This window comes from Actinopolyspora mortivallis (genome assembly GCF_003001495.1).
Taxonomy (GTDB): domain Bacteria; phylum Actinomycetota; class Actinomycetes; order Mycobacteriales; family Pseudonocardiaceae; genus Actinopolyspora; species Actinopolyspora mortivallis_A.
The window spans coordinates 11746-35689 of the sequence record NZ_PVSR01000024.1; the positions used below are offsets into that span (position 1 = coordinate 11746).

The 23944-nt window shown below is 68.5% G+C and carries 15 protein-coding genes; 5 read left to right on the plus strand and 10 right to left on the minus strand.

Annotation, left to right across the window (positions count from 1 at the left end):
• Position 1 precedes the first annotated feature (1 nt).
• From metH to CEP50_RS13360, 3 genes are all read left to right on the plus strand, one after another.
• Positions 2–3607 (plus strand): methionine synthase, encoded by a 3606-nt coding sequence (gene metH / locus CEP50_RS13350; RefSeq protein WP_106114284.1) that lies wholly within the window; start codon positions 2–4, stop codon positions 3605–3607.
• Positions 3608–3665: 58 nt separating this feature from the next.
• Positions 3666–5129: an adenosylhomocysteinase gene (gene ahcY, locus CEP50_RS13355; RefSeq protein WP_106114285.1), complete on the plus strand. Its 1464-nt coding sequence runs from the start codon at positions 3666–3668 to the stop codon at positions 5127–5129.
• Positions 5130–5226: 97 nt separating this feature from the next.
• Positions 5227–6120 (plus strand): methylenetetrahydrofolate reductase, encoded by an 894-nt coding sequence (locus CEP50_RS13360; RefSeq protein ID WP_106114286.1) that lies wholly within the window; start codon positions 5227–5229, stop codon positions 6118–6120.
• A 97-nt stretch (positions 6121–6217) separates the two neighbouring features.
• On the opposite strand, the gene CEP50_RS13365 is transcribed toward CEP50_RS13360, so the two are convergent.
• The 6 genes from CEP50_RS13365 to CEP50_RS13390 form a co-directional block, all read right to left on the minus strand.
• Positions 6218–6655, minus strand: a complete 438-nt coding sequence (locus CEP50_RS13365) for an ester cyclase (RefSeq protein WP_106114287.1) — start codon at positions 6653–6655, stop codon at positions 6218–6220.
• Positions 6652–8859: a thiamine pyrophosphate-dependent enzyme gene (locus tag CEP50_RS13370; RefSeq protein WP_106114288.1), complete on the minus strand. Its 2208-nt coding sequence runs from the start codon at positions 8857–8859 to the stop codon at positions 6652–6654. Before CEP50_RS13370 ends, CEP50_RS13365 begins: the two co-directional genes overlap by 4 nt.
• 81 nt (positions 8860–8940) lie before the next feature.
• A complete protein-coding gene (locus CEP50_RS13375) occupies positions 8941–9864 on the minus strand; it encodes a LysR family transcriptional regulator (protein ID WP_106114289.1) in 924 nt (307 codons plus the stop codon).
• Between the two features lie 23 nt (positions 9865–9887).
• Positions 9888–11591, minus strand: a complete 1704-nt coding sequence (locus CEP50_RS13380; protein WP_106114290.1) for an aldehyde dehydrogenase family protein — start codon at positions 11589–11591, stop codon at positions 9888–9890.
• Between the two features lie 167 nt (positions 11592–11758).
• Complete coding sequence (locus tag CEP50_RS13385; RefSeq protein ID WP_106114291.1) at positions 11759–13384, minus strand: amidohydrolase; 1626 nt, start codon at positions 13382–13384, stop codon at positions 11759–11761.
• A complete protein-coding gene (locus CEP50_RS13390) occupies positions 13384–14253 on the minus strand; it encodes a hypothetical protein (protein WP_106114292.1) in 870 nt (289 codons plus the stop codon). The genes CEP50_RS13385 and CEP50_RS13390 overlap by 1 nt, the downstream gene beginning before the upstream one ends.
• Positions 14254–14560: 307 nt before the next feature.
• Here CEP50_RS13390 and CEP50_RS13395 point away from each other — a divergent pair, with 307 nt between their 5' ends.
• Positions 14561–15487 carry an NAD-dependent epimerase/dehydratase family protein gene (locus CEP50_RS13395; RefSeq protein WP_258175221.1) on the plus strand — a complete coding sequence of 309 codons (927 nt, stop codon included), beginning with the start codon at positions 14561–14563 and terminating at the stop codon, positions 15485–15487.
• A gap of 27 nt (positions 15488–15514) precedes the next feature.
• Here the strand turns inward: CEP50_RS13395 and CEP50_RS13400 are convergent, their stop codons facing one another.
• Together CEP50_RS13400 and CEP50_RS13405 are read right to left on the minus strand one after the other, a co-directional pair.
• A complete protein-coding gene (locus tag CEP50_RS13400) occupies positions 15515–15697 on the minus strand; it encodes a hypothetical protein (protein ID WP_106114294.1) in 183 nt (60 codons plus the stop codon).
• Between the two features lie 111 nt (positions 15698–15808).
• Positions 15809–16579, minus strand: a complete 771-nt coding sequence (locus CEP50_RS13405; protein ID WP_106114295.1) for an enoyl-CoA hydratase-related protein — start codon at positions 16577–16579, stop codon at positions 15809–15811.
• 370 nt (positions 16580–16949) lie between these two features.
• Between CEP50_RS13405 and CEP50_RS13410 the strand changes: the two genes are divergently transcribed.
• Positions 16950–18383 carry an MFS transporter gene (locus tag CEP50_RS13410; RefSeq protein WP_106114296.1) on the plus strand — a complete coding sequence of 478 codons (1434 nt, stop codon included), beginning with the start codon at positions 16950–16952 and terminating at the stop codon, positions 18381–18383.
• Between the two features lie 43 nt (positions 18384–18426).
• Here CEP50_RS13410 and CEP50_RS13415 read toward each other — a convergent pair whose 3' ends face one another.
• Together CEP50_RS13415 and CEP50_RS13420 are read right to left on the minus strand one after the other, a co-directional pair.
• On the minus strand, positions 18427–22062 hold the full coding sequence (locus CEP50_RS13415) for a type I polyketide synthase (RefSeq protein ID WP_106114297.1): 3636 nt from the start codon (positions 22060–22062) through the stop codon (positions 18427–18429).
• Positions 22062–23924 carry a non-ribosomal peptide synthetase gene (locus CEP50_RS13420; protein WP_106114298.1) on the minus strand — a complete coding sequence of 621 codons (1863 nt, stop codon included), beginning with the start codon at positions 23922–23924 and terminating at the stop codon, positions 22062–22064. Before CEP50_RS13420 ends, CEP50_RS13415 begins: the two co-directional genes overlap by 1 nt.
• Between the last annotated feature and the right edge of the window lie 20 nt (positions 23925–23944).

The following is a 23944-nucleotide window of genomic DNA, read 5'->3' on the forward strand; positions in this document are numbered from 1 at the left end:
GATGACGACACAGGAAGAATCGGGCCGTCGGGACAACGACCCGAGTGGGTTTCTCACGGCCATCGCCGAACGCGTGCTCGTCGGGGACGGCGGCATGGGTACGGCGTTGCAAGAGCACGACCTCACCCTGGAGGACTTCAACAACCTCGAGGGCTGCAACGAGATCCTCAACGAGACGCGTCCCGATGTCGTCCGTTCGGTGTACCGGGGCTTCCTGAAGAACGGCTCGGACGCCATCGAGTCGAACACGTTCGGCTGCAATCTGCCGAACCTGGGCGAGTACGGGATCGAGGACCGCATCCGGGATCTCGCCGAGAAGGGAGTGGCGCTGGCACGGGAGTGCTGTGACGAGTACTCCACGCCGGAGAAGCCACGTTTCGTGCTGGGCTCCATGGGGCCGGGCACGAAGCTGCCCACACTCGGCCACGCACCGTACGCGGACCTGCGGGACGCCTACCACCAGCAGGTCCTCGGCATGCTCGACGGCGGCGTCGACGTGGTGCTGGTGGAGACCTCGCAGGACCTGCTGCAGACCAAGGCCGCCATCGTCGCCGCCAAGCGCGCGATGCGGGACCAGGGCAAGTGGGTGCCGATCATCGCCCACGTCACCGTGGAGCAGACCGGGACGATGCTGGTCGGTTCCGAGATCGGTGCCGCGCTGACGGCACTCGAGCCGCTGGGCATCGACATGATCGGTATGAACTGCGCGACCGGTCCGGCCGAGATGAGCGAGCACCTGCGCGTGCTGGCCGACCACGCGCGGGTTCCGATCTCGGTCATGCCCAACGCGGGGCTTCCCGAACTCGGCCCGAACGGGGCGGTGTACCCGCTCACCCCGGAGGAACTGTCCGAGGCGCTGGTCGACTTCGTCAACAACTACGGAGCCCGCCTGGTCGGCGGCTGCTGTGGTGTCACCGGTGAACACGTGCGCCAGGTGGCCGAGGCGGTCAGCGGCCTGAACCCGGCCCCGCGCGAACCCGAGATCGTCCCCTCGGTCTCCTCGGTGTACCAGGCGATCCCGTTCGAGCAGGAAGCCTCGATCCTCAACGTCGGCGAGCGCACCAACGCCAACGGCTCCAAGGCGTTCCGCGAGGCGATGCTCGAGGGACGTTACGAGGACTGCGTCGAGATCGCCAAGGCGCAGACCCGCGAGGGCGCGCACATGCTCGACCTGTGCGTGGACTACGTGGGCCGCGACGGCACACACGACATGCGTGAGCTGGCCTCACGGCTGGCCACGGCCTCCACGCTGCCGATCATGGTCGACTCCACCGAGGCCGACGTCATCGAGGTCGGCCTGGAGCACCTCGGCGGCCGGTGTGCGATCAACTCGATCAACTACGAGGACGGCACCGAGGAGGGCGGTCGCTACGACCGCGTCATGAAGATGGCCGTCGAGCACGGTGCCACCGTCGTGTGCACCTGCATCGACGAGGAGGGCCAGGCTCGTACCGCGGAGTGGAAGCTGCGCGTGGCCGAGCGGCTCATCGAGGACCTGACCCAAAACTGGGGTCTGGACAAGTCCGCGATCATCATCGATCCCCTGGTCTTTCCCATCACCACCGGCCAGGAAGAGGTCCGCAGGGACGGCATCGAGACCATCAACGCGATCCGGGAGCTCAAGAAGCGGCACCCGGAGGTGCAGACCACGCTGGGGCTCTCGAACGTCTCGTTCGGTCTCAACGCGGCCGCGCGGCAGGTGCTGAACTCGGTGTTCCTCAACGAGTGCCGGGAAGCCGGTCTGGACAGCGCCATCGTGCACGCGTCCAAGATCCTGCCGATGAACAAGATCGACGAGGAGGCTCGCCAGGTCGCCCTGGACCTCGTCTACGACCGGCGGCGCGAGGCCACCGACACCGAGGAGGCCTACGACCCGCTGCAGAAGCTCATGGCCCTGTTCGAGGGCAAGTCGGCGGAGTCCAGCGGGGCCTCCAAGGCGGAGGAGCTGGCCGCCCTGCCGCTGTTCGAGCGTCTGGAGCAGCGCATCGTCGACGGTGAGAAGACCGGCCTGGAGGCCGATCTCGACGAGGCGATGAAGGAGAAGAAGCCTCTCGAGATCGTCAACGACACGCTGCTGTCCGGGATGAAGACCGTCGGTGACCTGTTCGGCTCCGGCCAGATGCAGCTGCCCTTCGTGCTGCAGGCCGCGGAGATCATGAAGACCGCCGTGGCCTACCTGGAGCCGCACATGGAGAAGGAGGACTCCGGCGGCAAGGGCAGGTTGCTGCTGGCCACGGTCAAGGGCGACGTGCACGACATCGGCAAGAACCTGGTCGACATCATCGTGTCCAACAACGGCTACGAGGTGGTCAACATCGGCATCAAGCAGCCGATCAACACCATCCTCGAGGAGGCCGAGAAACACGAGGTCGACGCGATCGGCATGTCCGGGCTGCTGGTCAAGTCCACGGTCATCATGAAGGAGAACCTGGAGGAGATGAACTCCAGGGGACTGGCCGAGAAGTACCCCGTGCTGCTCGGTGGTGCCGCGCTGACCAGGTCCTTCGTCGAGAACGATCTCGACGAGCTCTACCAGGGCGACGTGCGCTACGCCAAGGACGCCTTCGAGGGCCTCAAGCTGATGGACCGCATCATGCAGGCCAAGAACGGCGAGTCCCCCGAGGAGGACGAGGCGGAGCGCCAGAAGAAGGCCGAACGCAAGGCCCGGCGCGAGCGCTCCAACCGGATCGCGGAGAAGCGCAAGGCCGAGCAGGGGCCGGAACCGGACGAGCGGGACGACAGCGTGCGTTCGGACGTCGACCCCGACGTGCCGGTGCCCACCCCGCCGTTCTGGGGACCCAAGGTCGTCAAGGGGCTGTCCAGCAACGACTACCTGGCGCTGCTCGACGAACGCGCGACGTTCTTCGGACAGTGGGGTCTGCGCGGTGCCAAGAAGGGACAGGGCCCCAGCTACGAGGAACTGGTGGAAACCGAGGGACGTCCGCGGCTGCGTGCCTGGATGGACGAACTGGCCACCAAGGGCATCCTGCAGCACGCGGCGCTGGTCTACGGGTACTTCCCCTGCGTGTCCGAGGGCAACGACCTGGTCGTGCTCGACAAGGACGCCCCGGACGCCCCGGAGCGGTTCCGGTTCAACTTCCCCCGGCAGAAGCGTGACCGCAGGCTGTGCCTGGCCGACTTCTACCGCTCGCGGGAGAAGGCCGAGGCCACCGGTCAGGTCGACGTGCTGCCGCTGCAGCTGGTGACGATGGGGCAGCCCATCGCCGACTACGCGAACGAACTGTTCGCCGCCGACGCCTACCGGGACTACCTGGAGATCCACGGGCTCGGTGTGCAGCTCACCGAGGCGCTGGCCGAGTACTGGCACCGGCGCATCCGCAGTGAGCTGCAGTGGTCCTCGGGTCTGACCGTGGCTTCCGAGGACCCGGAGAACGTGGAGGAGTTCTTCAAGCTCGGCTACCGCGGTGCGAGGTTCTCGCTCGGTTACGGCGCTTGCCCCGATCTCGAGGATCGCGCCAAGATCGTCGAGTTGCTCGGCGCGGAGAACATCGGTGTGGAACTCTCCGAGGAGTACCAGCTGCATCCGGAGCAGTCCACGGACGCGTTCGTGGCACACCATCCCGAAGCCAAGTACTTCAACACCTGAAGACTCGGCCGTCAAGGCCGCACAAGCTGCCCGATAGAGGAAACGAGGAAGGGAAATCATGAGCCCGAAGTTGCAGAAGGCAGGCGGCATCGAATTCGCTATCGCCGATCCGAAGCTGGCCGAGCAGGGCCGGCACCAGATCCGGCTGGCCGAGCACGAGATGCCGGGCCTGATGGCGACTCGGCGTGAGTACGCGGACAGCAAACCGCTGAAGGGCGCGCGTATCGCGGGCTCGCTGCACATGACCGTGCAGACCGCGGTGCTGATCGAGACGCTGGTCGAGCTCGGCGCCGAGGTACGTTGGGTTTCCTGCAACATCTTCTCCACCCAGGACGAGGCCGCCGCGGCCGTCGTGGTCGGCCCGAACGGCACTCCGGAGAACCCCGCCGGTGTTCCGGTCTTCGCCTGGAAGGGCGAGACCCTGGAGGAGTACTGGTGGTGCACCAACCAGCTGTTCCAGGGCTTCTCCGACAACCGGGGCCCGAACATGATCCTGGACGACGGTGGCGACGCCACCATGCTGGTCCAGAAGGGCGTCGAGTTCGAGACGGCCGGAGCCGTCCCGCAGCCCACCGAGGACGACCCGGAGGAGTTCAAGGTCGTACTCTCGGTGCTGCGTGAGAGCCTGGCCAACGACAAGCAGCGCTTCACCAAGGCCGCCAAGGAGATCAAGGGCGTCACCGAGGAGACCACCACCGGTGTGCACCGTCTCTACGAGCTGGCCAAGTCCGGTGACCTGCTGTTCCCGGCGATCAACGTCAACGACTCGGTCACCAAGTCGAAGTTCGACAACAAGTACGGCTGCCGCCACTCGCTGATCGACGGCATCAACCGTGCCACCGACGTGCTCATCGGCGGCAAGGTCGCCGTGGTCGCCGGGTTCGGTGACGTCGGCAAGGGCTCGGCCGAGTCCCTGCGTGGCCAGGGCTGCCGGGTCATCGTCACCGAGATCGACCCGATCTGCGCGCTGCAGGCCGCGATGGAGGGCTACGAGGTCAAGACCATGGAGGACGTGGTCGAGACCGCCGACATCTTCATCACCACCACGGGCAACTTCGACGTGATCACCGCTGACCACATGAAGCGGATGAAGCACAACGCCATCGTGGGCAACATCGGCCACTTCGACAACGAGATCGACATGGCCGGTCTGGAGAAGATCCCCGGTATCAAGAAGACCGAGATCAAGCCCCAGGTGCACGAGTACACCTTCCCCGACGGGCACGCGATCATCGTGCTGTCCGAGGGCAGGCTGCTCAACCTCGGTAACGCCACCGGCCACCCGAGCTTCGTGATGTCGAACTCGTTCACCAACCAGACGATCGCCCAGATCGAGCTGTTCAACAAGACCGACGAGTACGACCGCGACGTCTACATGCTGCCCAAGCACCTCGACGAGAAGGTCGCCCGGCTGCACCTCGACGCGCTCGGCGTCAAGCTCACCAAGATGACCAAGGCTCAGGCCGAGTACATCGGTGTGGACGTCGAGGGGCCGTACAAGCCGGAGCACTACCGCTACTGATCCGCTCCGCGCACGAACACGTGTGACACGGGTGGCCACCACTGATCGTGGTGGCCACCCACGTGTGTGGACCCCAGGACAACAAGGAGGCCTGAACGTGACTCGGGTCGTGGACCGGCTACAGCCGGGCAGGACCGTGTTCTCGGTGGAGTTCTTCCCTCCGCGCAGCGACGCCGAAGAGCAGATCCTCTGGAAGGCCGTGCGCGAACTGGAGCCGCTGAACCCCGCCTACGTCTCGGTGACCTACGGGGCGGGCGGTTCCAGCAGGGACCGCACGATCCGCACCGTCGGGCGTATCGCCCGTGAGACCACCATGCTGCCGATGGCCCACCTGACCGGTGTGGACCATTCCAAGGACGAACTGCGGCACGTCGTCGGCTCGTTGGCCGACGAGGGGATCCGCAACATCCTGGCGATCCGGGGGGACCCGCCCGGGGACCCGATGGGTGAGTGGATCCCGCATCCGCACGGCATCCTCTACGCGGACGAACTGGTACGGCTGGTCCGTTCCTGCGGGGACTTCTCGGTGGGGGTCGCCGCCTTTCCCCACATGCACCCGCGCTCCACGGACGTGGAGACCGAGACCGATCACCTGGTCAACAAGATCCGCGCCGGTGCGGACTTCGCGGTCGCGCAGCTCTTCCTGCAACCGGAGTACTTCCTCCGGCTGCGGGACCGTCTCGCCGCGCGGAACTGCCACGTCCCCCTGATCCCGGGGGTCATGCCCATCACCACCCCGAAGGTGCTGAGCAAGTTCGAACACCTGGCGGGGGTTCCGGTGCCCTCCGAGGTGTCCGCGGCACTCGATCCGTTGGCCGAGAAGCCCGAGGCCTTCCGGGCGGCGGGAATCGAGCTGATCACCCGACTGTGCGAGCGGCTGATCTCCGAAGGGGTTCCCGGGCTGCACTTCTACAGTCTCAACCGGGCCAAGGCCACCCGCGAGGTGGTGGACAACCTCGGCCTGGCCGAAGGAGTACCGCAACCGGTCTGAACCAACCCGGGAGGTGCCGCCGCCGTGCCGCCCACACGGCGGTGCCTCCGGGCCGGTGTCGTCAGGGGACGACGGAGCTCCCACGGGCACGGCGCCGTCACGTGACCCCGAGCTGCTCCATGAGCCAGGGGCCGTCCGAACAGACCCAGTACTCCACGAAGCGTCCTTCGCGGAAGCGGAGTATCTCGTTGCCGCTGAACTCCACCGCGGTACCCACCGGAGCGCTCGCACCGGGGACACCGCCCGCGTAGCGTCCCCGGCCGCACCATCTGGCGCAGAGCAGATCCCCTTCCACCACCGGGCCGACCTCGATGTCGAACGCCAGTTCGGAGAAAGGGGCCCGGCCCTGCCGGACGAGTTCGACCAGTCCGGAGGGGCCGCTCAGCTCCTGCGCACCGCCGGGACGGATCCTGCCGTGGTGAATGGCGAAGTCCGGGGTGACCAGCTCCGTGGCCACGCGTTCGTGGTCCCGCTCGCCGGACCACAGCTCGTGCAGCCAACGACGGTAGAGCCCACCGGGCGTGTGTTCGGTCATCCTCGCCCCCCTTCTTCCGAGTGGACCATCTCCAGCGCGGTCTTTTCGACGGTCTGTTCGTCCAGCAGCACCCGGTAGGCGGCCTCCCCGAGGGGGACGAAACAGTCCCCGCTGGTCACCCGCCGGAGGAGGCCGGAGAACCCGCCGTCGACCAGCGCGGTGACCACGCGTTCCGAGATGCCGCCGCTGGCCCTGGTCTCGTCGACCACCAGCACTCTGCCGGTGGCCGCCGCCTCCGCGTGCAGCCGCTCGCGTGGAAGGGGAGCCAGCCAGCGCAGATCCAGCACACGGACCCCGATGCCGTGCCGCCCCAAGCGCCGGGCCACCCGGAGACTCATCGCCAGACCGTTGCCCGAGGTGACCAGGGTGAGGTCGGAACCGTCGAGGTACCGACGAGCGGACCCGAGTTCCACCTCCCCCTCCTCGGGGAAGGCGGCCGTCCAGGACCCGTCGCCGGGTTCGTACAGGTCGCGGGTGTGGTACAGCGCGATGGGCTCCAGGAACACGCAGACCCTGCCGTCCACCGCGGCAGCGGCGACACACGTGCGCAGCATGGCCGCGGCGTCGTCCGGGCGTGACGGGGAGGCCACCACGATCCCGGGGACGTCCAGCAGCGCGGCCACACTGTTGTCGTTGTGGAAATGTCCCCCGAACCCCTTCTGGTAGGCGTAGGCGGGCACCCGCACCACCATGGGGTTACGGTAGCGGCCCCGCGAGAAGAACCCCAGGGTGCTGGCCTCCCCACGGATCTGGTCGGCGGCGTTGTGCAGGTAGGCCAGGTACTGGATCTCGGGGATGGGCAGCAGCCCGGCCAGCCCGCTGCCCAGCGCGGTTCCCAGGATGCTCTGTTCGTCCAACACGGTGTCGAAGACACGTCCCGCTCCGAACCTCCGGTGCAGCCCGCGAGTCACCCCGTAGACACCGCCCTTGCGGGCGACGTCCTGTCCGAACACCAGGGTGCGTCCGTCGCGGGCCAGGATTCCTTCGAGGGAGCGGTTGATGCTCTGGGCCAGGGTCAGTTCCGGCCGTTGCTGCGCGGAGGAGTCCGTTGTCGGGACGGAGAGCTCCCGTGCCCGTGAGCGGACCTCCCCCGGGGTGTTCCGGGCGATCGGCTCGGCGATCTCGGCGAATCCGGTCAGTTTGCGTCTGCCCAGGGCCCACTCGGCGGTCTCGGCGACCTCGGCGCGCTTGGCCTCGTAACGGTCGATCACCTCCGCAGGGGAGAGCACTCCGTGTCGTACCAGTGCCTCGGCCGTGGCCAGCAGCGGGTCCCGCGGGTAGTCGGCGAGGATCTCCTCCCGGGAGCGGTAGCCGGACTCCACGTCGGAGCCCGCGTGCCCCATGAGACGGACGGTGCGCAGGTGCAGGAAGGCGGGGGCCCGCTGCTCGCGTACCCACGCGGCGGCCCGTTCGGCGGTCTCCAGACACTCCAGCGGGTGGTGGCCCTCGGCGGCGAAGTACGGCAGCCCCGGACGGTTCGCGAAGGTCCGACTCACCCAACCCCGCGGGGTGGCGACGCTGATCCCGATCCCGTTGTCCTCGCACACCAGCAGCAACGGTAGCGGGATGCGCTGGTAGGCGCAGTGCAACGCGGTGTTGATCGCGCCGGTGGCCGTGGAGTGGTTGACCGAGGCGTCGCCGAAACTGCACACCACCACGGAGTCCCGGGGCCACTCCGACTCGACCCCCAGTTTGGCGGCTCGTTCGAGGCCGAAGGCCAGCCCCACAGCACGGGGGAGGTGGGAGGCGATGGTGGAGGTCTGCGGCAGCACGCTCAGCTCGGCGTTGCCGAACACCTTGTGTCTGCCACCCGCGATCGGCTCCTCGGCGGCGGCGACGACGCCGAGCAGCACGTCGCGCAGCGGCTGACTGCCCGGCAGTTGGGCCGCCCTGCGCAGGTAGAATCCCCCCGAGCGGTAGTGCAGCAGTGCCGGGTCGGTGTGCCGCAACGCCGCGGCCACCGCCGCGTTCGACTCGTGCCCGGAGGAACCGATGCTGTAATAGCCGACCCCGCGTTTTCCCAGTTCACGAGCTTCCAGGTCCAGGTGTCTGCTGCCGCACTGGCTGTCGAAGAGGTCCAGCAGCTGTGCGGCCCGTTCCGTTCCCGGGGGGAAGGAAGGGGGCTCCGGAGCGGAAAGCTCCCGAACCCTGCGCGGGAAGTTGTCGTCGACCGGTTCGGTGCGCTGGTGCTCTGACGGGGACATCTCTCTTCCGATCAGGGGAGGCGTTGTCCGGACGCGCCGAGGTCCGGACGTCCGGTTCGGCACCCCGGCGCGGGATTTCGGTCACTCCGGTTCTGCTGGGGGCCAGTTCGCGCTCAGCGCGGCACAGGACTTCGCGAGACGGTCCAGAGCCAGGGGAAGCAGGGGGTTGGTGTTGTGCGGCCGGTATATGGCCTTGACCCTGCGGCAGGGTTGCTCACCCGACATCCGCTTGACGCACAGCTGTTCGTCGGGGACAGCCAGCGCGGGCAGCAGCGCGCTTCCGAGACCGCGGACGACGAGGTCGCGGATCACGCCGTAGTCGTTGCTGCGGAAGACGATGTTCGGCACGAAACCGGCCGCGGCGGCCAGGCGTACCAGCACTCGCCCTCCTGCGGTGTCGTCCCTGGTGCAGATCCACGAGTCCTCGGCGAGTTCGTCCAGCGCCACGCTGTCCCTGTCGGCCAGGCGGTGTTGTTCGGGCAGGGCCAGGCGGAGCGGTTCGGCCAGCAGCTCCTCGGTCCGCAGCTCCGAGGGCCAGCACCGGGGATCCAGGTCGTACTCGAAGACCACGGCGGCGTCCACGACCCCTTCGAGCACGTCCCCGAGGACCTCGTCGGGTTCCCCCTCGTCGAGCTGTACCCGTGCGTGGGGACGTTCGGACACCAGCGCCGCCAGCACCTCGGGGAGCACCCGGGCGTTGGCCGTGGCGAAACTGGCCAGCCGCAGGCTGCCCTCCTCGCCCACGGCCATGGCACGGATCTCGCGTTCGAGTGTTTCCAGCTCCCCGAGCACCTCCCTGCCACGTCGGGCGAGTCGTTCGGCGAGGGGGGTGCAGTGGATGCTGCGCGCGGTGCGTTCGAACAGGTTCGCACCGAGGGTGCGTTCCAGCAGCACCATCTGCTGGGAGACGGCCGAGGCCGTGTACCCGAGTATTCGGCCGGCCTCGGCGAACGAACCGGTGCGCACGCACTCCTGCAGGGTGCGCAGGTGTATCGGATTGAGCACGTCGTGTGTCCCGGTGGGTGGTCTCAGCGGTGTCCACGGAGTTCGGTGGGAAGCCGGTAGTCCAGTTCGGGCTCCACGGCTCCCACGTCCATCTGGGCCTTCTGCAACCTCCCGGAGAAGTCCCAGTTCAGCGACTGCCAGCGGGTGAACTGGTCGATCACCCACATGCCGGACAGCCTGCTGCCGTTGCCGGACTCGCCGTTGCCTCCGAAGGGCAGGTGGGCCTCGGCCCCGGAGGTGGAGTTGTTGGCGCTGACCATTCCGGCGTTGATGCCTTCGCGGAAGCGGAAGGCGGTACCCGGATCCGTGGTGTACACGGCCGCCGAGAGGCCGTATCCCGGCAGGTTGCCCAGTTCGACGGCCTCGTCGAGGGTCTCGAAGGTGGTGACTCCGACGATCGGGCCGAAGACCTCGTTGCGGAACAGGAAGTCGTCCGCACGTACTCCGTCCACCATCACCGGGTGGTAGTACAGCCCCGTGGAGTGGTCGCCGCGGAATCCCTTGCGGGGGTTGGAGTCGGTGATCCGCCCCGTCGACTCCGAACCGAGTACACGGTGGTGGGAGGCCGTCTCCGCGAGGGCCTGTTCGAACCGGTCGGCGAACTTGCGGTCCAGCATCGGGCCGTAGAGCACGTCCTGGGTGGGATTGCCGATGGTGGCCTCCCGCAGGGCGTGGTCCAGCCGTCGGACGAACTCGTCGTGGACGTCCCGGTGCACGATGAGGTTGCCGAGCGAGGTGCAGCGCTGCCCCGCTGTTCCCCACCCGGAGAACAGGGCGCCCTCCACGGCGAGGTCGAGGTCGGCGTCGGCGGCCACCACCATGGGGTTCTTGCCTCCGAGCTCCAGACAGGGGCTCTGCAGGTGACGTCCGCAGAGTTCGCCGATCTCGCGGCCCACCCGACTGGATCCGGTGAATCCGACCTTGTCCACGAGCCCTTCCCGCAGGGCCGCACTCAGTCCCTCGAAGGTCGCCTCGCCCTCCGCGTAGACGAGGTTCAGTACCCCCTCGGGGACGCCGGCTCTCCAGGCCAGTTCCGCGAGGGCGCGCGCGGTGGCGGCGGCGTACTCGGCCGGTTTCCACACCACGGCGTTGCCGCAGACGAGTGCGGGGGCCAGGTACCAGGAGGGCACCGCCACCGGGAAGTTGCCCGCGGTGATGACGGCGGCCACCCCCACGGGGGCGCGGAAGGTGAACAGCTGTTTGTCCGGCATCTCGGAGGGGACCGTCTGCCCGTACAGTCTCCGTCCCTCGCCGACGAAGTAGTCACAGGTGTCGATGATCTCCTGTACCTCGCCGAGAGCTTCGGTGTAGGGCTTGCCGATCTCGCGGGTCACCAGGCTCGCCAGTGCTTCCTTGTTGGACTCCACGAGCCGGCCGAAGCCGGAGACGACACGTCCCCGCACGGGAGCGGGAACCCTGGCCCACTCCCGCTGGGCCCGGCGGGCCTGACGGGCGGCGGAGACGAGCGTGTCCGGTCCGTCGAGACGGACCCGGGCGACCACGTCGTCCCACTCCGCCGGATTGCGCGAGAGATACTGCTGTCCGTATCCCTCCTCGGACGTGGCCTGTCGTGTGGAGTCGACGGAACCGATCACCGATCCGCACTGCGTGGCCTCCACGGGGCACCCCATTTCCACCGGTGTGTTCGGACGTTCGGTGTGTGCCGTAGCACACCCCGTGCCGTCACCGTAGACGGTGTGCGGCGCGGCGCCGAGGACCAGAAGCATGATTCCTGCTCGTGTCGAGCACGAGAATTCCTTGGTCTGCCGGTGCGGTGCGTCGTCGAGGAAACGCCTCGGGCGGAGACCGACATGTTTGCGGCGATAGTATTTTCAGTGTTGAATGAAATAAACGGAACACCAACCCGCACCGGCCGAAAGGCGAGGAAGAGCGATCACCGACCGGAACTGTGAACCACCTGTCCCCCCACCATCGTCAGGTCCACACCGGTCTCACCGATCTCGTTGGGAGGGACCTCGAAGGGATTCCGGTCCAGCAGGGTCAGGTCGGCGCACTTGCCCCGTTCCACGGAACCGGTGTGTCCCTCCAGGTAATGGGCGCGGGCGCTGCCGATGGTGGTCGCCGCCAGGGCGTCGGCCAGCTCGAGGGACTGTTCGGGCAGCAGCGGACACCGGTCGTCTCCCGGTTCGGTGCGGTTGACGGCCGTGTGCACGGCACGCATGGGAGCCGCTTCCGAAACCGGCCAGTCACTGCCGGCGGCCAGCAGTGCGCCCGAGTCGAGCAGGGTCCGGAAGGGGTACTGCTGGTCGTAGCGTTCCCTGCCGAGGTAGGGGGCGGTCAGTTCGAGCATCGCGGTGTCGTTGTGGGCCCACTCCGCCTGGATGTTGGCGACGACCCCGAGCTCGGCGAAACGGGGGAGGTCCGCGGGATCCACCACCTGCAGGTGAGCGATCTGGTGTCGGTTCGCGCTGGGACCGTTGGCGTTTCTGGCGGCCTCGACGGCGTCCAGCGCCTGACGCACGGCGAGATCCCCCACGGCGTGGAAGTGCACACCGAACCCCGCCGCGTCGAGAACCCGGACGGCCTCGTCGAGGTCGGGCTGGGGCACATAGGCGATGCCGTGGCCGTGGCCGTGCAGGTAGGGACGCAGCATGGCGGCGGTGAAGTTCTCGCAGACTCCGTCGAGCATGATCTTGACGGAACGGGTGCCGAAACGGTTCCCCACCGCGGTTCTGCTCCGGTGGGTCAGTTCCGGGACCTGCTCCAGACCACGTGTCCTGTTCCACCACAGGGAACCGGTCACCCTGCCGGTGAGCAGGTGCCTTCCGTCGAGCTGCCGGTAGTAGTCCAGCGGGTCCGGATAGCCGAGATAGGAGCCGAGGATCGCGTCGTGCCAGGCGGTCACCCCGCGCTCGTGCAGGTGACGTTGTCCCTCCGACAGCGCGCGCAGGTACTCGGAGTCCGGTGTCGGGGGAACGTGTCTGCTGACCAGGTCGACCGCCGTCTCGTGCAGCGTCCCGGTGGGCCTGCCGTGGTGGTCGCGCTCCACGCGCCCACCCGGCGGATCGGGGGTGTCCCGATGGACTCCGGCCCTGCGCAACGCCGCCGAGTTCACCCAGGCCCCGTGCTGGTCCTCGTTGATCAGCAGGGCGGGGCGGTCACCGGTCACCTCGTCCAGGGCCGTGCTGCTCGGGCATCCCCCGGCGAACAGCCCCATCTCCCAGCCGCCTCCGAGGATCCACTCCACCCGAGGATTCGCCGCCGCGTACTCCGCCACCCGGTGCAGGCACTCGGCCTCGCTCGCACTGTCGGTCAGATCGCAGCGGATCCGTTGGAGCCCGCCGTAGAGCGGATGCACGTGGGCGTCCTGCAGCCCGGGCAGAAGCAGACGCCCGCGCAGTTCGACGACCTCGGTGCGTCCGGACACGAGCGCGGTTGTCTCCGCGTGCCCGAGGGCGACGATCCTGCCCTCCCGTACGGCCACCGCGTCGGTGAACGAACCGGCCGGGTCCATCGTGGCGACGGGACCGCCGAGGAATACCGTGTCGGCAGCGGGCATCAGGACTGTTGCTCCTCCGTGATGGCGGCCACGGCCAGTTCACGGGCCTCGTCCCCGACGTAGGGGAGCTGGAAGTCGCGGCGGCGGATGTGGTCCACCAGCTCCGGCTGGGGGGACAGGCCGTGGGTGCGCAGGTAGTAGCAGACGGCACCCGGCCAGATCCAGCTTCCGTCGGTGTGGAAGGTGAGGGGAACCGAGGAGCCGGCCGTCGGGTCGAGCCTGTCGCTGTCGTAACCGCGTGCGGCGAGGACCACCGGGGCCCTTTCCAGGTACTCCAGCACTCTGTCCCGTTCGTCGGCGGCGAGGGCGGGCCGGTTGTTCACCGGTCGTCCCACCGCGTCGGTTCCGTCGAACACCTCCGCCCTGCGGAGCTGGTCGGCCGCCGTGGCGGTTTCGGGCACCCGCACACCGGCGCGTTCGGCGAGCCAGCCGGGAATGTTGTGCACGGCACGCGGGTACAGGCGGAGTTCCGCCGCGAACTCGGCGTGAGGGGGATGGTTCTCCCAGGAGGGTTCGTGTTCGCCGTCGAAATCGACGCTGTAGCTCGCCGGTCGACTGAGGCGGTAGGTCGCGCTGGTCCAGGTCCCGCGGTTCTCGCGGTACATGCCGTGGCGCAGGCGGGCGAACAGCTCGCCGAGCTCGGCCGGCGGGGCCAACGGGATCTCGGTTCCGTTCGGTGCCGTCAGTTCGGCGTCCAGCTCACGGTGTGCTCCGACGGAGCGGTACCGCACGCTCACCTGGCTCCATCCGGGGGGAAGCGCCTGTACGAGGGTACGGCCGATCCGTTGAATTATCTCCTGCTGGGCCTGTTCGTCCAGCGTCCCCGGAGCGCCCGCCCCCGTGGTGTTCGGTGATTCCGGTTGGCTCATACCTGACATCCTCCCAGTCGAATGCCGCATCCGTTTGCTCCCGCGAATCGCCCGGCACCTCGCGTGCGACGGGAACAGCCCGCTCGGAAGCTTAGGGGTCGTTGCGGAACGAGCTGCCGGGGTGGGTCCTGACGGGAGGTACTTCCGATAGCCGACGAACACTCGGCTCGACCGCGTGCGTCGGAGAACGAGGGGTGAACACTCCGTGTTCAAATACGAACACGAATTCACTCAAGGCGGTGAGGGTCCGCGCGTTAGGGTTCATGAGGGCGTCGTCGACCGTGGTGCGGGGGTCTTGTCCTTGCGTGTGTTCGTAGCCGGAGCGAGCGGAGTGATCGGACGCAGTCTGCTGCCGAGGCTGGCGGCACACGGCCACCGGGTGACGGCACTGGTACACGAGAACGCCCCGTCGCCGGTTCCGGAAACCGCGGACACACTGGTGCGGGGGAACCTTCTCGAACCGGAGCGGTTGTGCGGGATCCTGGAGGACGCGGCCCCGGAGGTGGTGGTGCACGTGGCGTCCGGCTTCCGGGAGCGGGAACCCGCGGTCGGAATGCGACGCACCGCGCGACTGCGGCAACAGGGGACGAGCAATCTCGTCGCTGCCGCCCTCCGCGCCGGTGCCCGCAGGATCGTGGCGCAGAGCGTGGCCGCGTACGAGCCGGGCGGTACGGGAGTGGCGGACGAACGTACACCACTGTTCACCGCCGCCCCGGGACACTGGGGCGAGGCGGTGCGGGCCGCCGAACGCCTGGAGGAGTTGCTGTTCGACACCAGCGAGCTGGAGACGGTGGTCCTGCGTCTGGGTGAGCTGTACGGCGTCGGGACGTGCTACGCCCGGCACGGCCACCTGCACGACCGGGTGAAGGCCAGTGAGCTTCCGTTGGTGGGACGTGGTTCGGGAGTGACCTCGTTCACCCACGTCGAGGACGCCGCGCGGGCCGTGCTGCTGGCCTCGCACGAGGTGGAGCCGGCCGTCTACAACATCGTGGACAACGAGCCGGCCGAGAGCGCGGAGTGGTTGCCCGCCTACGCCGGGATGATCGGAGCCCCGGAACCCGTCTCGCTCACCCCGGAGCAGGCGAGGCGGCAACTCGACTGGGAGACGGTCCACCGCCTGGCCGAACAGCGCGGCGCGACGAACTTCCGCTTCCGCGAAGCGACCGGGTGGCGGCCACGGTGGCCCACCTGGCGGGAGGGCTTCGCGGAGCTGTTCGGCCTGTGGCCCTCCTGAGCCGGTACTACGGCTCCGAGGGCGGGCTCATCCCTGCTCGTAGTCCTCCTCGGTGGGAACCACGATCTCCTGTTCGACCAGGTCCGCGGGATCGGCGTCCGGATGCAGCTCCGACTCCGCCGACGCGGACGGGAGTTCGTTCTCCTCGGCGGGATCTCCGTAGTACTGGGCCTGTTCGGCCACGTCCCCTTCCGGTTTTTCGAAATCCATGGCGCTCACTCCTGCCGACTCCACGTGGATCGGTCAACCGTACTGGGGCCTCGGGTGACTCTCCTCGACACGGCACCCCGGTCGAACCGGCTCCGCCGAGGCACCGTCGGATCAGTCCAGCGACGAGGAACGCGCCCCGTCCCGCCCCGGCCCTGTCCTGCCCTGGGAGTCCCCGTTCCCGCGCAGGACGGTCATCATCCGGTTGTGGGCCGTGTACGCGGCCAGTTCCGAGGAGGTCTCCAGACCACTGTAGATCCGCTGTTTGATTTCCGCCATCGCCGCGGGCGAGTACTCCAGGGCGAGAGTCCGCGCGTACTCCAGTGCGCTGGGCAGCACCTTCCGCCTCGGTACGACCCGATCCACCAGCCCCAGGGAACGGGCCTGGAGGCCGGTCACCTTCCGCGCGGACAACAGCAGGTCCATCGCACGGTCGATGCCCACCAGTTTCGGCAGCAGCCAGCCGACCCCGTGTTCGGCCACCAGGTCGGCGCGGCCGAACGCCGTGGTCAGACTGGCCTCGGGGGAAGTGAAACGGATGTCGGTGAACAGCGCGGCCGCCAGCCCCGCTCCCGAGGCGGTGCCGTTGATCGCGGTGATAACGGGCTTGCCCAGGCTCATGCTCAGGTTCGGGCCGCGGGAGGTGTCCGCGGGGACGGAGTGTTCGACTCCGGGAGCCGTGATGTCCGAGCCGGCGCAGAAGCCGTTGCCGGCTCCCGTGACCACGATCGAGCGGACAGCGGGGTCCCGGTCGGCCTCCTCCAGCAGGGCGCAGTAGCGGTCCCGCATGGTCGGGGTCCACGCGTTGAGCCGTTCGGGCCGGTTCAACGTCAACAGCAGTACCGCGTCGTGATGCTCGGCCAGGACCTCGTCGGTATTCGCCATGCGATCACCTCCGCCGGGGCTGGTCGAAACCTACCCAGCCCTGTGACTCATCACAAGCCCGCTGACTCCGGACGGGTGAGTGACCCCGGCCGGTCGATGAGGTGCCACCCGCTCCGGCCCTTCCGGGGCGGGAACGGTCCGACCCACTCTCCGTCACCGGGTCGGTTTTGTCGGAAACCGGAGGTGGGGCGGGGTGACGATGGACACGAGGGGGCGGTGACGCCGTGCGCAGTGCTCCACCCGCAACGACTTCCACGCAGGTGGAAGCCGTTGCGGACGGGTTCGTCCCGTCTCGGGCCCGGCGGGCGGGACCGGGTGCTTCGTGATGAGCTGGACCGGCCGGTCCCGATGTCCCCCGACGAGGTGAGTGGTGAGTCGAGTCGAACGAGGATCTCCCACGCCCCCGGAGCAACGGGAAAGCACCGACGAGCACCGCTGGCGTGTGCTCGTCCTGTGTCTGCTGGCCGGGTTCATGACCCTGTTGGACGTCAGCATCGTCAACGTCGCGCTGCCCTCGATCCAACACGGACTCGAGGCTCCGCACGTGGCGTTGTCCTGGGTCGTGTCCGGCTACGCGTTGACGTTCGGGCTGGTGCTGGTGCCGATGGGCAAGCTCGGTGACGCCCACGGTCGTGGCAGGATGTTCCTGGTCGCGCTCGCGCTGTTCACGCTGGCCAGTGCCTTGGCCGGCATGGCGTTGAACCCGCTGTGGCTCGTGCTGGCCCGGTTGTTGCAGGGGGCGGCCGGAGGCATGCTCAACCCCCAGGTGATCGGACTCATCCAGCAGCAGTTCCACGGTCGGGAACGCGGCACCGCCTTCGGCCTGTTCGGTGCGGTGGTTGGCCTCTCCACGGCGGTCGGCCCGTTGCTGGGCGGACTGATCATCGAGCTGGCCGGGGTGCAACAGGGGTGGCGGTGGGTGTTCTTCGTCAACATCCCCATCGGGGTGATCGCCCTGCTGGCCGCCCTCCGGTTCATGCCCCGTTCCAGGGGGTCCGCGGAGCTGCGCGGCACCGATCTGCCCGGCGTGCTGCTGCTCGGATCCGGAACGGTGTGCCTGCTGCTTCCGTTGGTGGACAGGCAGGACCTCGGAAGGCTGAGCTGGTTGTTGTGGGCCGCCGCTCCGGTCCTGCTGGCACTGTTCGTCGGGTGGGAGCACCGCTACACGAACAAGAGGGGATCTCCCCTCATCGACTTGCGGTTGTTCCGGATCAGCAGCTACAGCTTCGGCTCCGCGCTCGGGATGCTGTACTTCGCCGGTTTCACCGGCATCTTCTTCGTGCTCGCGGTGTACTTCCAACGCGGACTGGGGTATTCGGCGTTGCAGGCGGGACTGGCGCTGACTCCCTTCGCCGTGGGATCGGCGGTTTCCTCCGCCTTCAGCGGACGGGCGGTGCATCGGATGGGTCGACGTGTGGTGCTGTTCGGGCTGTCCGGGGCACTGCTCGGGCTGCTGGCCACCCAGCTGTTGCTGGCCGGGCGGCTCGGGAACTCCGCCGGAGTGGTCACCGCGTTACCGCTGCTGGTGGCCGGTGTGGGCAGTGGCATGGTCATCTCGCCGAACCAGACCGTCACCCTCAGCGGAGTGGAGGTCACCCGTGGCGGCACCGCCGCGGGGGTGCAGCAGACGGGACAACGGATCGGTACCGCCATCGGTACCGCCACGGCCTCCGGCCTGTTCTTCTCCCAGCTTCCCGGGGACTACGACGTGGCCATCTCCCACGGTCTGGTGGCCTCGGTCTGCTTCGTCGCGGCCGCGATGGTCGTCGGTCTGGCCGAGCTGGCACTGTCCCGGCAACGGTGACAGTCGCCCGGCCCCGGCGCGGTGCCCGAAGTCGGGATCGGGATCACGCCCCGGTGTCCGCGGCTGGCATGTGCTCGACGAGCAGCCGCGCCAACCCCTCCACGTGCGGACTCCGCAGCATCGAGTAGTGATCCCCGGAGGAGGTGGCGACACGCAGGGAGGGCGCGACCGTACGCCAGGAGAGCTCCGGTCGGTCACCGCCGTGGGCCGCCTCCTCGGCGGCGCGTACGTACAGCACCCGGCTCCGGGCCGGGGCGGGACCCGGCTCGTGGGCGCACAGCGCCGTGACGTGATGGCGGAGGAGCCGGGACAGCCCTTCGCGGACCTCGGAGGGAACGTGGTCGGCGGGTAGGGTCGGGGCGGTGTCCTGTTCCGGGGAGACGTGGGGCGGCCAAGGGGAGTCGATCAGCGCCGTCAGCGCCGGGGGAGTCCCGTCGCGTTCCAACACGCGGGCCATTTCGAAGGCCACCACTCCTCCGAAGGAGGAGCCACCGAGACAGAACCCGGAACCGGACAGTTCCCTCCTCAGTTCCTCGGCATAGGCGTGGGCCATCTCGACGAGGTCACTTCGCGGGGGCTGGTCACTGCCGTGGAACCCGCGAGCGGTGAAGCCTCTCACCACGCACGAGTCGCGGAGGCACTCGGCCAGTTCACGGTAGACCAGGGCGCCCCCTCCGATGGGGTGTACCAGATAGAGTGGCGGATACGGCAGCGTATCCGTGTAGACGGGATCGCACAGTCCGGTCAGACTCGTCGCCGAGCCGCCCTCGGTGTCCCGATGGTCCAGTTCGGAGGCCAGACCGCGTGGCGTGGGCGTGCGGGGGATGTCCTGCGCTCCGATCGTGCTTCCCAGCTCCTCGTTGACGGCCGAGGCCAGTTGGACGGCGATGAGGGAGTCCCCACCGAGCGCGAAGAAGTCGTCCTCGACCGAGAGGCCGGACACCTCCAGGACCCGTTCCCAGATCCGAACCAGCCGGCTCGCGGTGTCCTCCTCGACGTCGGGGGAGGTGGAGAGGGGCACGGTGGTCCGTGTCGGCCGGGAGCTCCCCGCAGGGGGTTCGGTCGAACCGCTGATCCAGTGCACCTCGCGTTGGAACGGATGAGTGGGCAGCGGGACCTTGCTGATTCCGTGTTCCCCCTGCAGGGCGGCACGGTCCACGGCAACGCCGTGTTCCCACAGCCTTCCCACGCTCTCCAACAGCCGACGGTAGGCGGGTGCGGCTTCCCCCGAACTTCCCAGGGTGGGGAACGTGCTCGTGGCTCCGGTGGCGGGGTGTCTGGCCGCCCAGGAACCCATGGTTCGGCCGGGACCCACCTCCAGCAGCAGCGGGTTCGTCTCCGCCAGTGTTGTGAGGTTGTCGTCGAGGCGCACCGTACTTCTGAGTTGTCGCACCCAGTACTCCGGTTCGGTGGCTTCGGCTGTGGTGATCCAGGTTCCGGTGACGTTCGACAGGTACGGAAGGCGGGGTGGGGAGAGTTCCAGGGTGGCCACGAAATCACCGAACTCCTCCAGAATCGGATCGAGTTCGCCGGAGTGGCCCGCGTACGTCACGGGAACGAGCCGACACCGGACCCCCGCTGCCTCCAGTTCGTTCCGCAGCGCCGACACGGCATCCTCCGGTCCGGAGGCCAACGAACGGTCCGGTCCCACCTCGACGGCGACCGTGGTGTCGGGGCACAGCCTGGACCTCAGCTCCGTGGCTGACAGTTCGACGCCGAGCATGGCTCCCCGGGGCAGGCGGTCCAACAACGCGCCTCTGCGCGCGGCCAACCTGAGACCGTCTTCGAGGCTGAGCACCCCTGACACGCAGGCGGCCACGCACTCTCCGAGGCTGTGGCCGAGCAGCGCGTCCGGTACGATTCCCCAGTGCGCCAACAGCCGTGTGAGCGCGTACTCCACGGCGAAGACCACCGGCATCGCCACCGAGGTGCGGTGCAGGTCCCGGGAGGCCGCCGTGGTGGATTCGGGAGCGGGGTGCAGCAGCTCACCGATGTCGCGGTCCAGTACCGGCAGCAGAATCCGACGGCACCGGTCCAGCTCGGAGCGCAACACCGGCTCGTGAGCACACAGCTCCGAGGTCATGCCCGCCCACTGCGCACCAGGGCCCGGTAGGAGGAAGGCCGTCGCCGGGTGCGCTGTGGCCGGAGTCCGGCTCCTGTCACCGATGCCGCGCAACGCCTCGCGGGCCTCCGTCACGTCGTCGGCCACCGTGGACCAGCGTCGTGAGAACGCACTACGTCCCGTGAGCAGCGTCCGACCCGCCGCACCCAGCGTGACTTCCGGGAGGGTATCGGCGAGGTCGGTCCCCAGTCGGGTCAGCGAGGTCCGGTCCCGCGCGGACAGCAACAACGGCTGGTGGGGGCGTGGGTGTTCCGGTCGTTCGGGTTCCGGAGCCTGCTCCAGCACCACGTGGGCGTTGGTCCCTCCGATGCCGAAGGAACTGACTGCGGCGCGCCGGGGACGGTGGGGGGAGGGCCACGGTTCGGTGGTGGCGGTCAGGCGGAACGGGGCGTCGTTTTCGGACAGCTCCTCGTTCGGACCGTCGTACAAGGCCGGGGGGATCGTCCGGTGGCGCAGCGCCAGGACGGCCTTGATCAGCCCCGCGACACCCGCGGCGACGTCGAGGTGACCGATGTTGGCCTTCACCGCCCCCAGTGCCCAGTGCCCGGCGGGGGCGGAGTCCGCGCCCAGGGCTCGCCGGAGAGCCGCGAGTTCCATGGAGTCCCCGAGTGGTGTGGCCGTGCCGTGGGTTTCCACATAGTCGATCGCGGTGGGGTCCAGCCCGGCCCGCTCGTGAGCGGTGGTGATCACCTCGACCTGGCCGTCGATCGCCGGGGCGGTGTAGGAGAGTTTGCCGCCCCCGTCGTTGTTCACGGCTGACCCCGTGATCACGGCGTGGACGTGGTCACGGTCGGCCACCGCGTCCGGGAGTCGTTTGAGCAGCACCACGCCGGCACCGCTCGCCGGCACCGTCCCGTCCGCCTCCGCGGAGAAGGGACGGCAGCGCCCCCGCGGGGAGAGGATGCCACCGGGCTCGTGGAGGTAACCGGCCCGGTGTGGGATCCGTACCGAGGCTCCTCCCGCCAGCACCGCGTCGCTGTCTCCGTCCAGCAGGCTGCGTACGGCCAGATGCACGCTCACCAGCGAGGTGGAACAGGCGGTCTGGGTGGTTATCGCCGGTCCGCGCAGGTTCAGTCGGTGGGCGATCCTGGTGGCGGCGAAGTCCTTGTCGGAGGTGATCAGTCGGAGCGTGTCCTCGGCCCGTCCGAGGTTGAACGCGTGCCCGTCCCTCTCCAGCAGGAGGTAGGAACAGGCCCCCACGCCGAGGAACACCCCGATGGCACCGGGGAAGGAGTCCGGGGGACATCCTCCGTTCTCCAGGGCTTCCCAACAGCACTCCAGCAGGATCCGTTGTTGGGGATCCAACAGGTCCGCCTCCCTGCGGCCGATACCGAAGAATCCGGAGTCGAACAGCTCCACGCCGTCCAGCACCCCCGTGCGGGAGACGTAGTTACGCAGGCCCGTCACCTCCGGGGAGAGCCCAGCGGTGTGGGCCTCCTGCTCGGTGAGTGTGGACAGTGTCTCCCGTCGCTGCCCCACCGTCGTCCACAGTTCTTCCGGGGAGGCGGCACCAGGGAAACGTCCGGCCATGCCGACGATCGCCACGTCCTGGTGCATCAGGATTCCTTCCTCGCCTCGCGTTCGCCCAACAGCGTTCCCAGGGTTCGTGGTGTGGGGTTCTCCAGCAGGTCCAGCAGGGTGATGTCCGTGTGCCCCCGGGCGTGCAGTTCCGCGCGTACCTTCAGCAGCAGCATCGAGTTCCCTCCCACGTCGAAGAAACCGTCCTCGGGGCCGAAGCCGTCGCGGTGCAGCACCTTCTCCCAGACCTCTCGTACCGTCCCTTCCCGGCAACGTCCTTCTTCCGTGGCGGCGGAAGGTTCCGTGTGTTCGGGAACCGGTTCGGGCAACGCGTTGCGGTCGAGTTTCCCGTTGGGCAGCTCGGGGAAGGACTCCAGCACCGCGACGTGACCGGGAACCATGTGCCCGGGAAGCCGTTTGAACAGCTGTTTCCGCACCAGCGGGGCCACGGACTCGTCCGGGTCGTCGGTGGTGATCCAGGCGACCAGGACCGGGCCTCCCTCGGAGGGGTCGGTGCGGACGTCGACCAGGGCGTCGTCGACGATCCGCAGCTCACGCAGTGCTGCCTCGACCTCGCCGAGTTCGAGGCGGTTGCCGTGGATCTTCACCTGGCGGTCCTGACGACCGAGGAACTCGATCAGCCCGTCCGGGGCGCGTCGCACGAGATCCCCCGTCCGGTAGAGCCGGTCTCCGGGAGGGGACCGGTCCGCGTGCGGGTCGGGCAGGAAACGTTCCGCCGTGGTCTCCGGACGGTTGAGATAGCCGCGGGCGAGCTGCGGCCCACCGAGGAAGAGCTCGCCCCGTTCCCCTCGCGGAACCTCCCGAAGCGTGTCCGGGTCCAGCACGTGAGCACGGGTACGTCCCAGGGGAACGCCAATCGGCACCCGCGCTCGTGCCGTGTCGTCCGCGGTACAGCGGTGGATCAGGGTGACCACCGCGGCCTCCGTCGGTCCGTAGGCGTTGATCACCTCCGTGTCCGGCAACCTCTCCCGGCACTGTCGCAACAGCTCCACCGGAAGGTCCTCGCCCGCGGTGAACAGGCGGCGCAACGAGGTACCTCGGGAGGATCCGAGTTCCCGCAGGAGGTGGGGAAGCTGTGTCGGGACGACGATGATGTCGGTGATACCCTGCTCACACACCGTCTCAGCCAGGATCGCCGGGTCTCGGTGTTCCTCCGGTCCGGCCAGGACCAGGCGGGCGCCGCACACCAGGGGCCAGAACATCTCCACCACGGAGACGTCGAAACCGAACGGTGTTTTCACCAGTACCTTCGAGTCCCCGTCCAGCGGGAACTCCGAGCGCATCCAGCGCAGCATCTCCACGACCGAGCCGTGGGTGTTGACCACTCCCTTGGGGGTGCCGGTCGACCCCGAGGTGTACATCGCGTAGAGCGCGTTGTCCGGGGACAGGGCGGCAAGCGCGCTGTCCGCCGCGCCGGACGGGTGGACCTCGTCGACGTCCACCACCGTGTCGCCGGAACCACCACCCAGTTCCTCCAGGGGAGTCGCCCCCGGGCCCCGAACCACTCCGGCCGGAGCGCAGTCCCGGTACATCTCCGCCAGTCGTGGGGAAGGATAGGCGGGATCCAGCGGGACGTAGACCCCACCGGCCGCCGCGGTTCCCAGCAGGGCGACCACCAGCTCCGGACAGCGACGCATGGTGACCCCGACCAGTCGTTCCGGTCCGATGCCGGCCGACAGCAGCCGTCGGCCCAGCCCCGTGATCCGTTCCCCCAGCTCCCGGTAGGTGATCTCCTGTCGGTGTGTCGTCACGGCCACGGCATCCGGAATCTCTGCGGCGCGGGCGAGTATCGCCTCGTGCAACAGCTCCGAGCCCGCTGGCTCCCTCGGCGCGAGGTCCCTCGTGGTCCCGGTGGTGCCGTTCGCTGTCTTCGACTCCATGGGTCTCCTTCCCGCCGTTT

What these genes read in the sequence shown, in the direction of transcription:
- CEP50_RS13400 (WP_106114294.1), bottom strand. Translation starts at nt 15,697, where the DNA reads ATGGATTTCGAAAAACCGGAAGGGGACGTGGCCGAACAGGCCCAGTAC.
- CEP50_RS13415 (WP_106114297.1), bottom strand. Translation starts at nt 22,062, where the DNA reads ATGCACCAGGACGTGGCGATCGTCGGCATGGCCGGACGTTTCCCTGGT.
- CEP50_RS13380 (WP_106114290.1), bottom strand. Translation starts at nt 11,591, where the DNA reads ATGCTTCTGGTCCTCGGCGCCGCGCCGCACACCGTCTACGGTGACGGC.
- CEP50_RS13405 (WP_106114295.1), bottom strand. Translation starts at nt 16,579, where the DNA reads ATGGCGAATACCGACGAGGTCCTGGCCGAGCATCACGACGCGGTACTG.
- metH (WP_106114284.1), top strand. Translation starts at nt 2, where the DNA reads ATGACGACACAGGAAGAATCGGGCCGTCGGGACAACGACCCGAGTGGG.
- ahcY (WP_106114285.1), top strand. Translation starts at nt 3,666, where the DNA reads ATGAGCCCGAAGTTGCAGAAGGCAGGCGGCATCGAATTCGCTATCGCC.
- CEP50_RS13365 (WP_106114287.1), bottom strand. Translation starts at nt 6,655, where the DNA reads ATGACCGAACACACGCCCGGTGGGCTCTACCGTCGTTGGCTGCACGAG.
- CEP50_RS13370 (WP_106114288.1), bottom strand. Translation starts at nt 8,859, where the DNA reads ATGTCCCCGTCAGAGCACCAGCGCACCGAACCGGTCGACGACAACTTC.
- CEP50_RS13420 (WP_106114298.1), bottom strand. Translation starts at nt 23,924, where the DNA reads ATGGAGTCGAAGACAGCGAACGGCACCACCGGGACCACGAGGGACCTC.
- CEP50_RS13390 (WP_106114292.1), bottom strand. Translation starts at nt 14,253, where the DNA reads ATGAGCCAACCGGAATCACCGAACACCACGGGGGCGGGCGCTCCGGGG.
- CEP50_RS13385 (WP_106114291.1), bottom strand. Translation starts at nt 13,384, where the DNA reads ATGCCCGCTGCCGACACGGTATTCCTCGGCGGTCCCGTCGCCACGATG.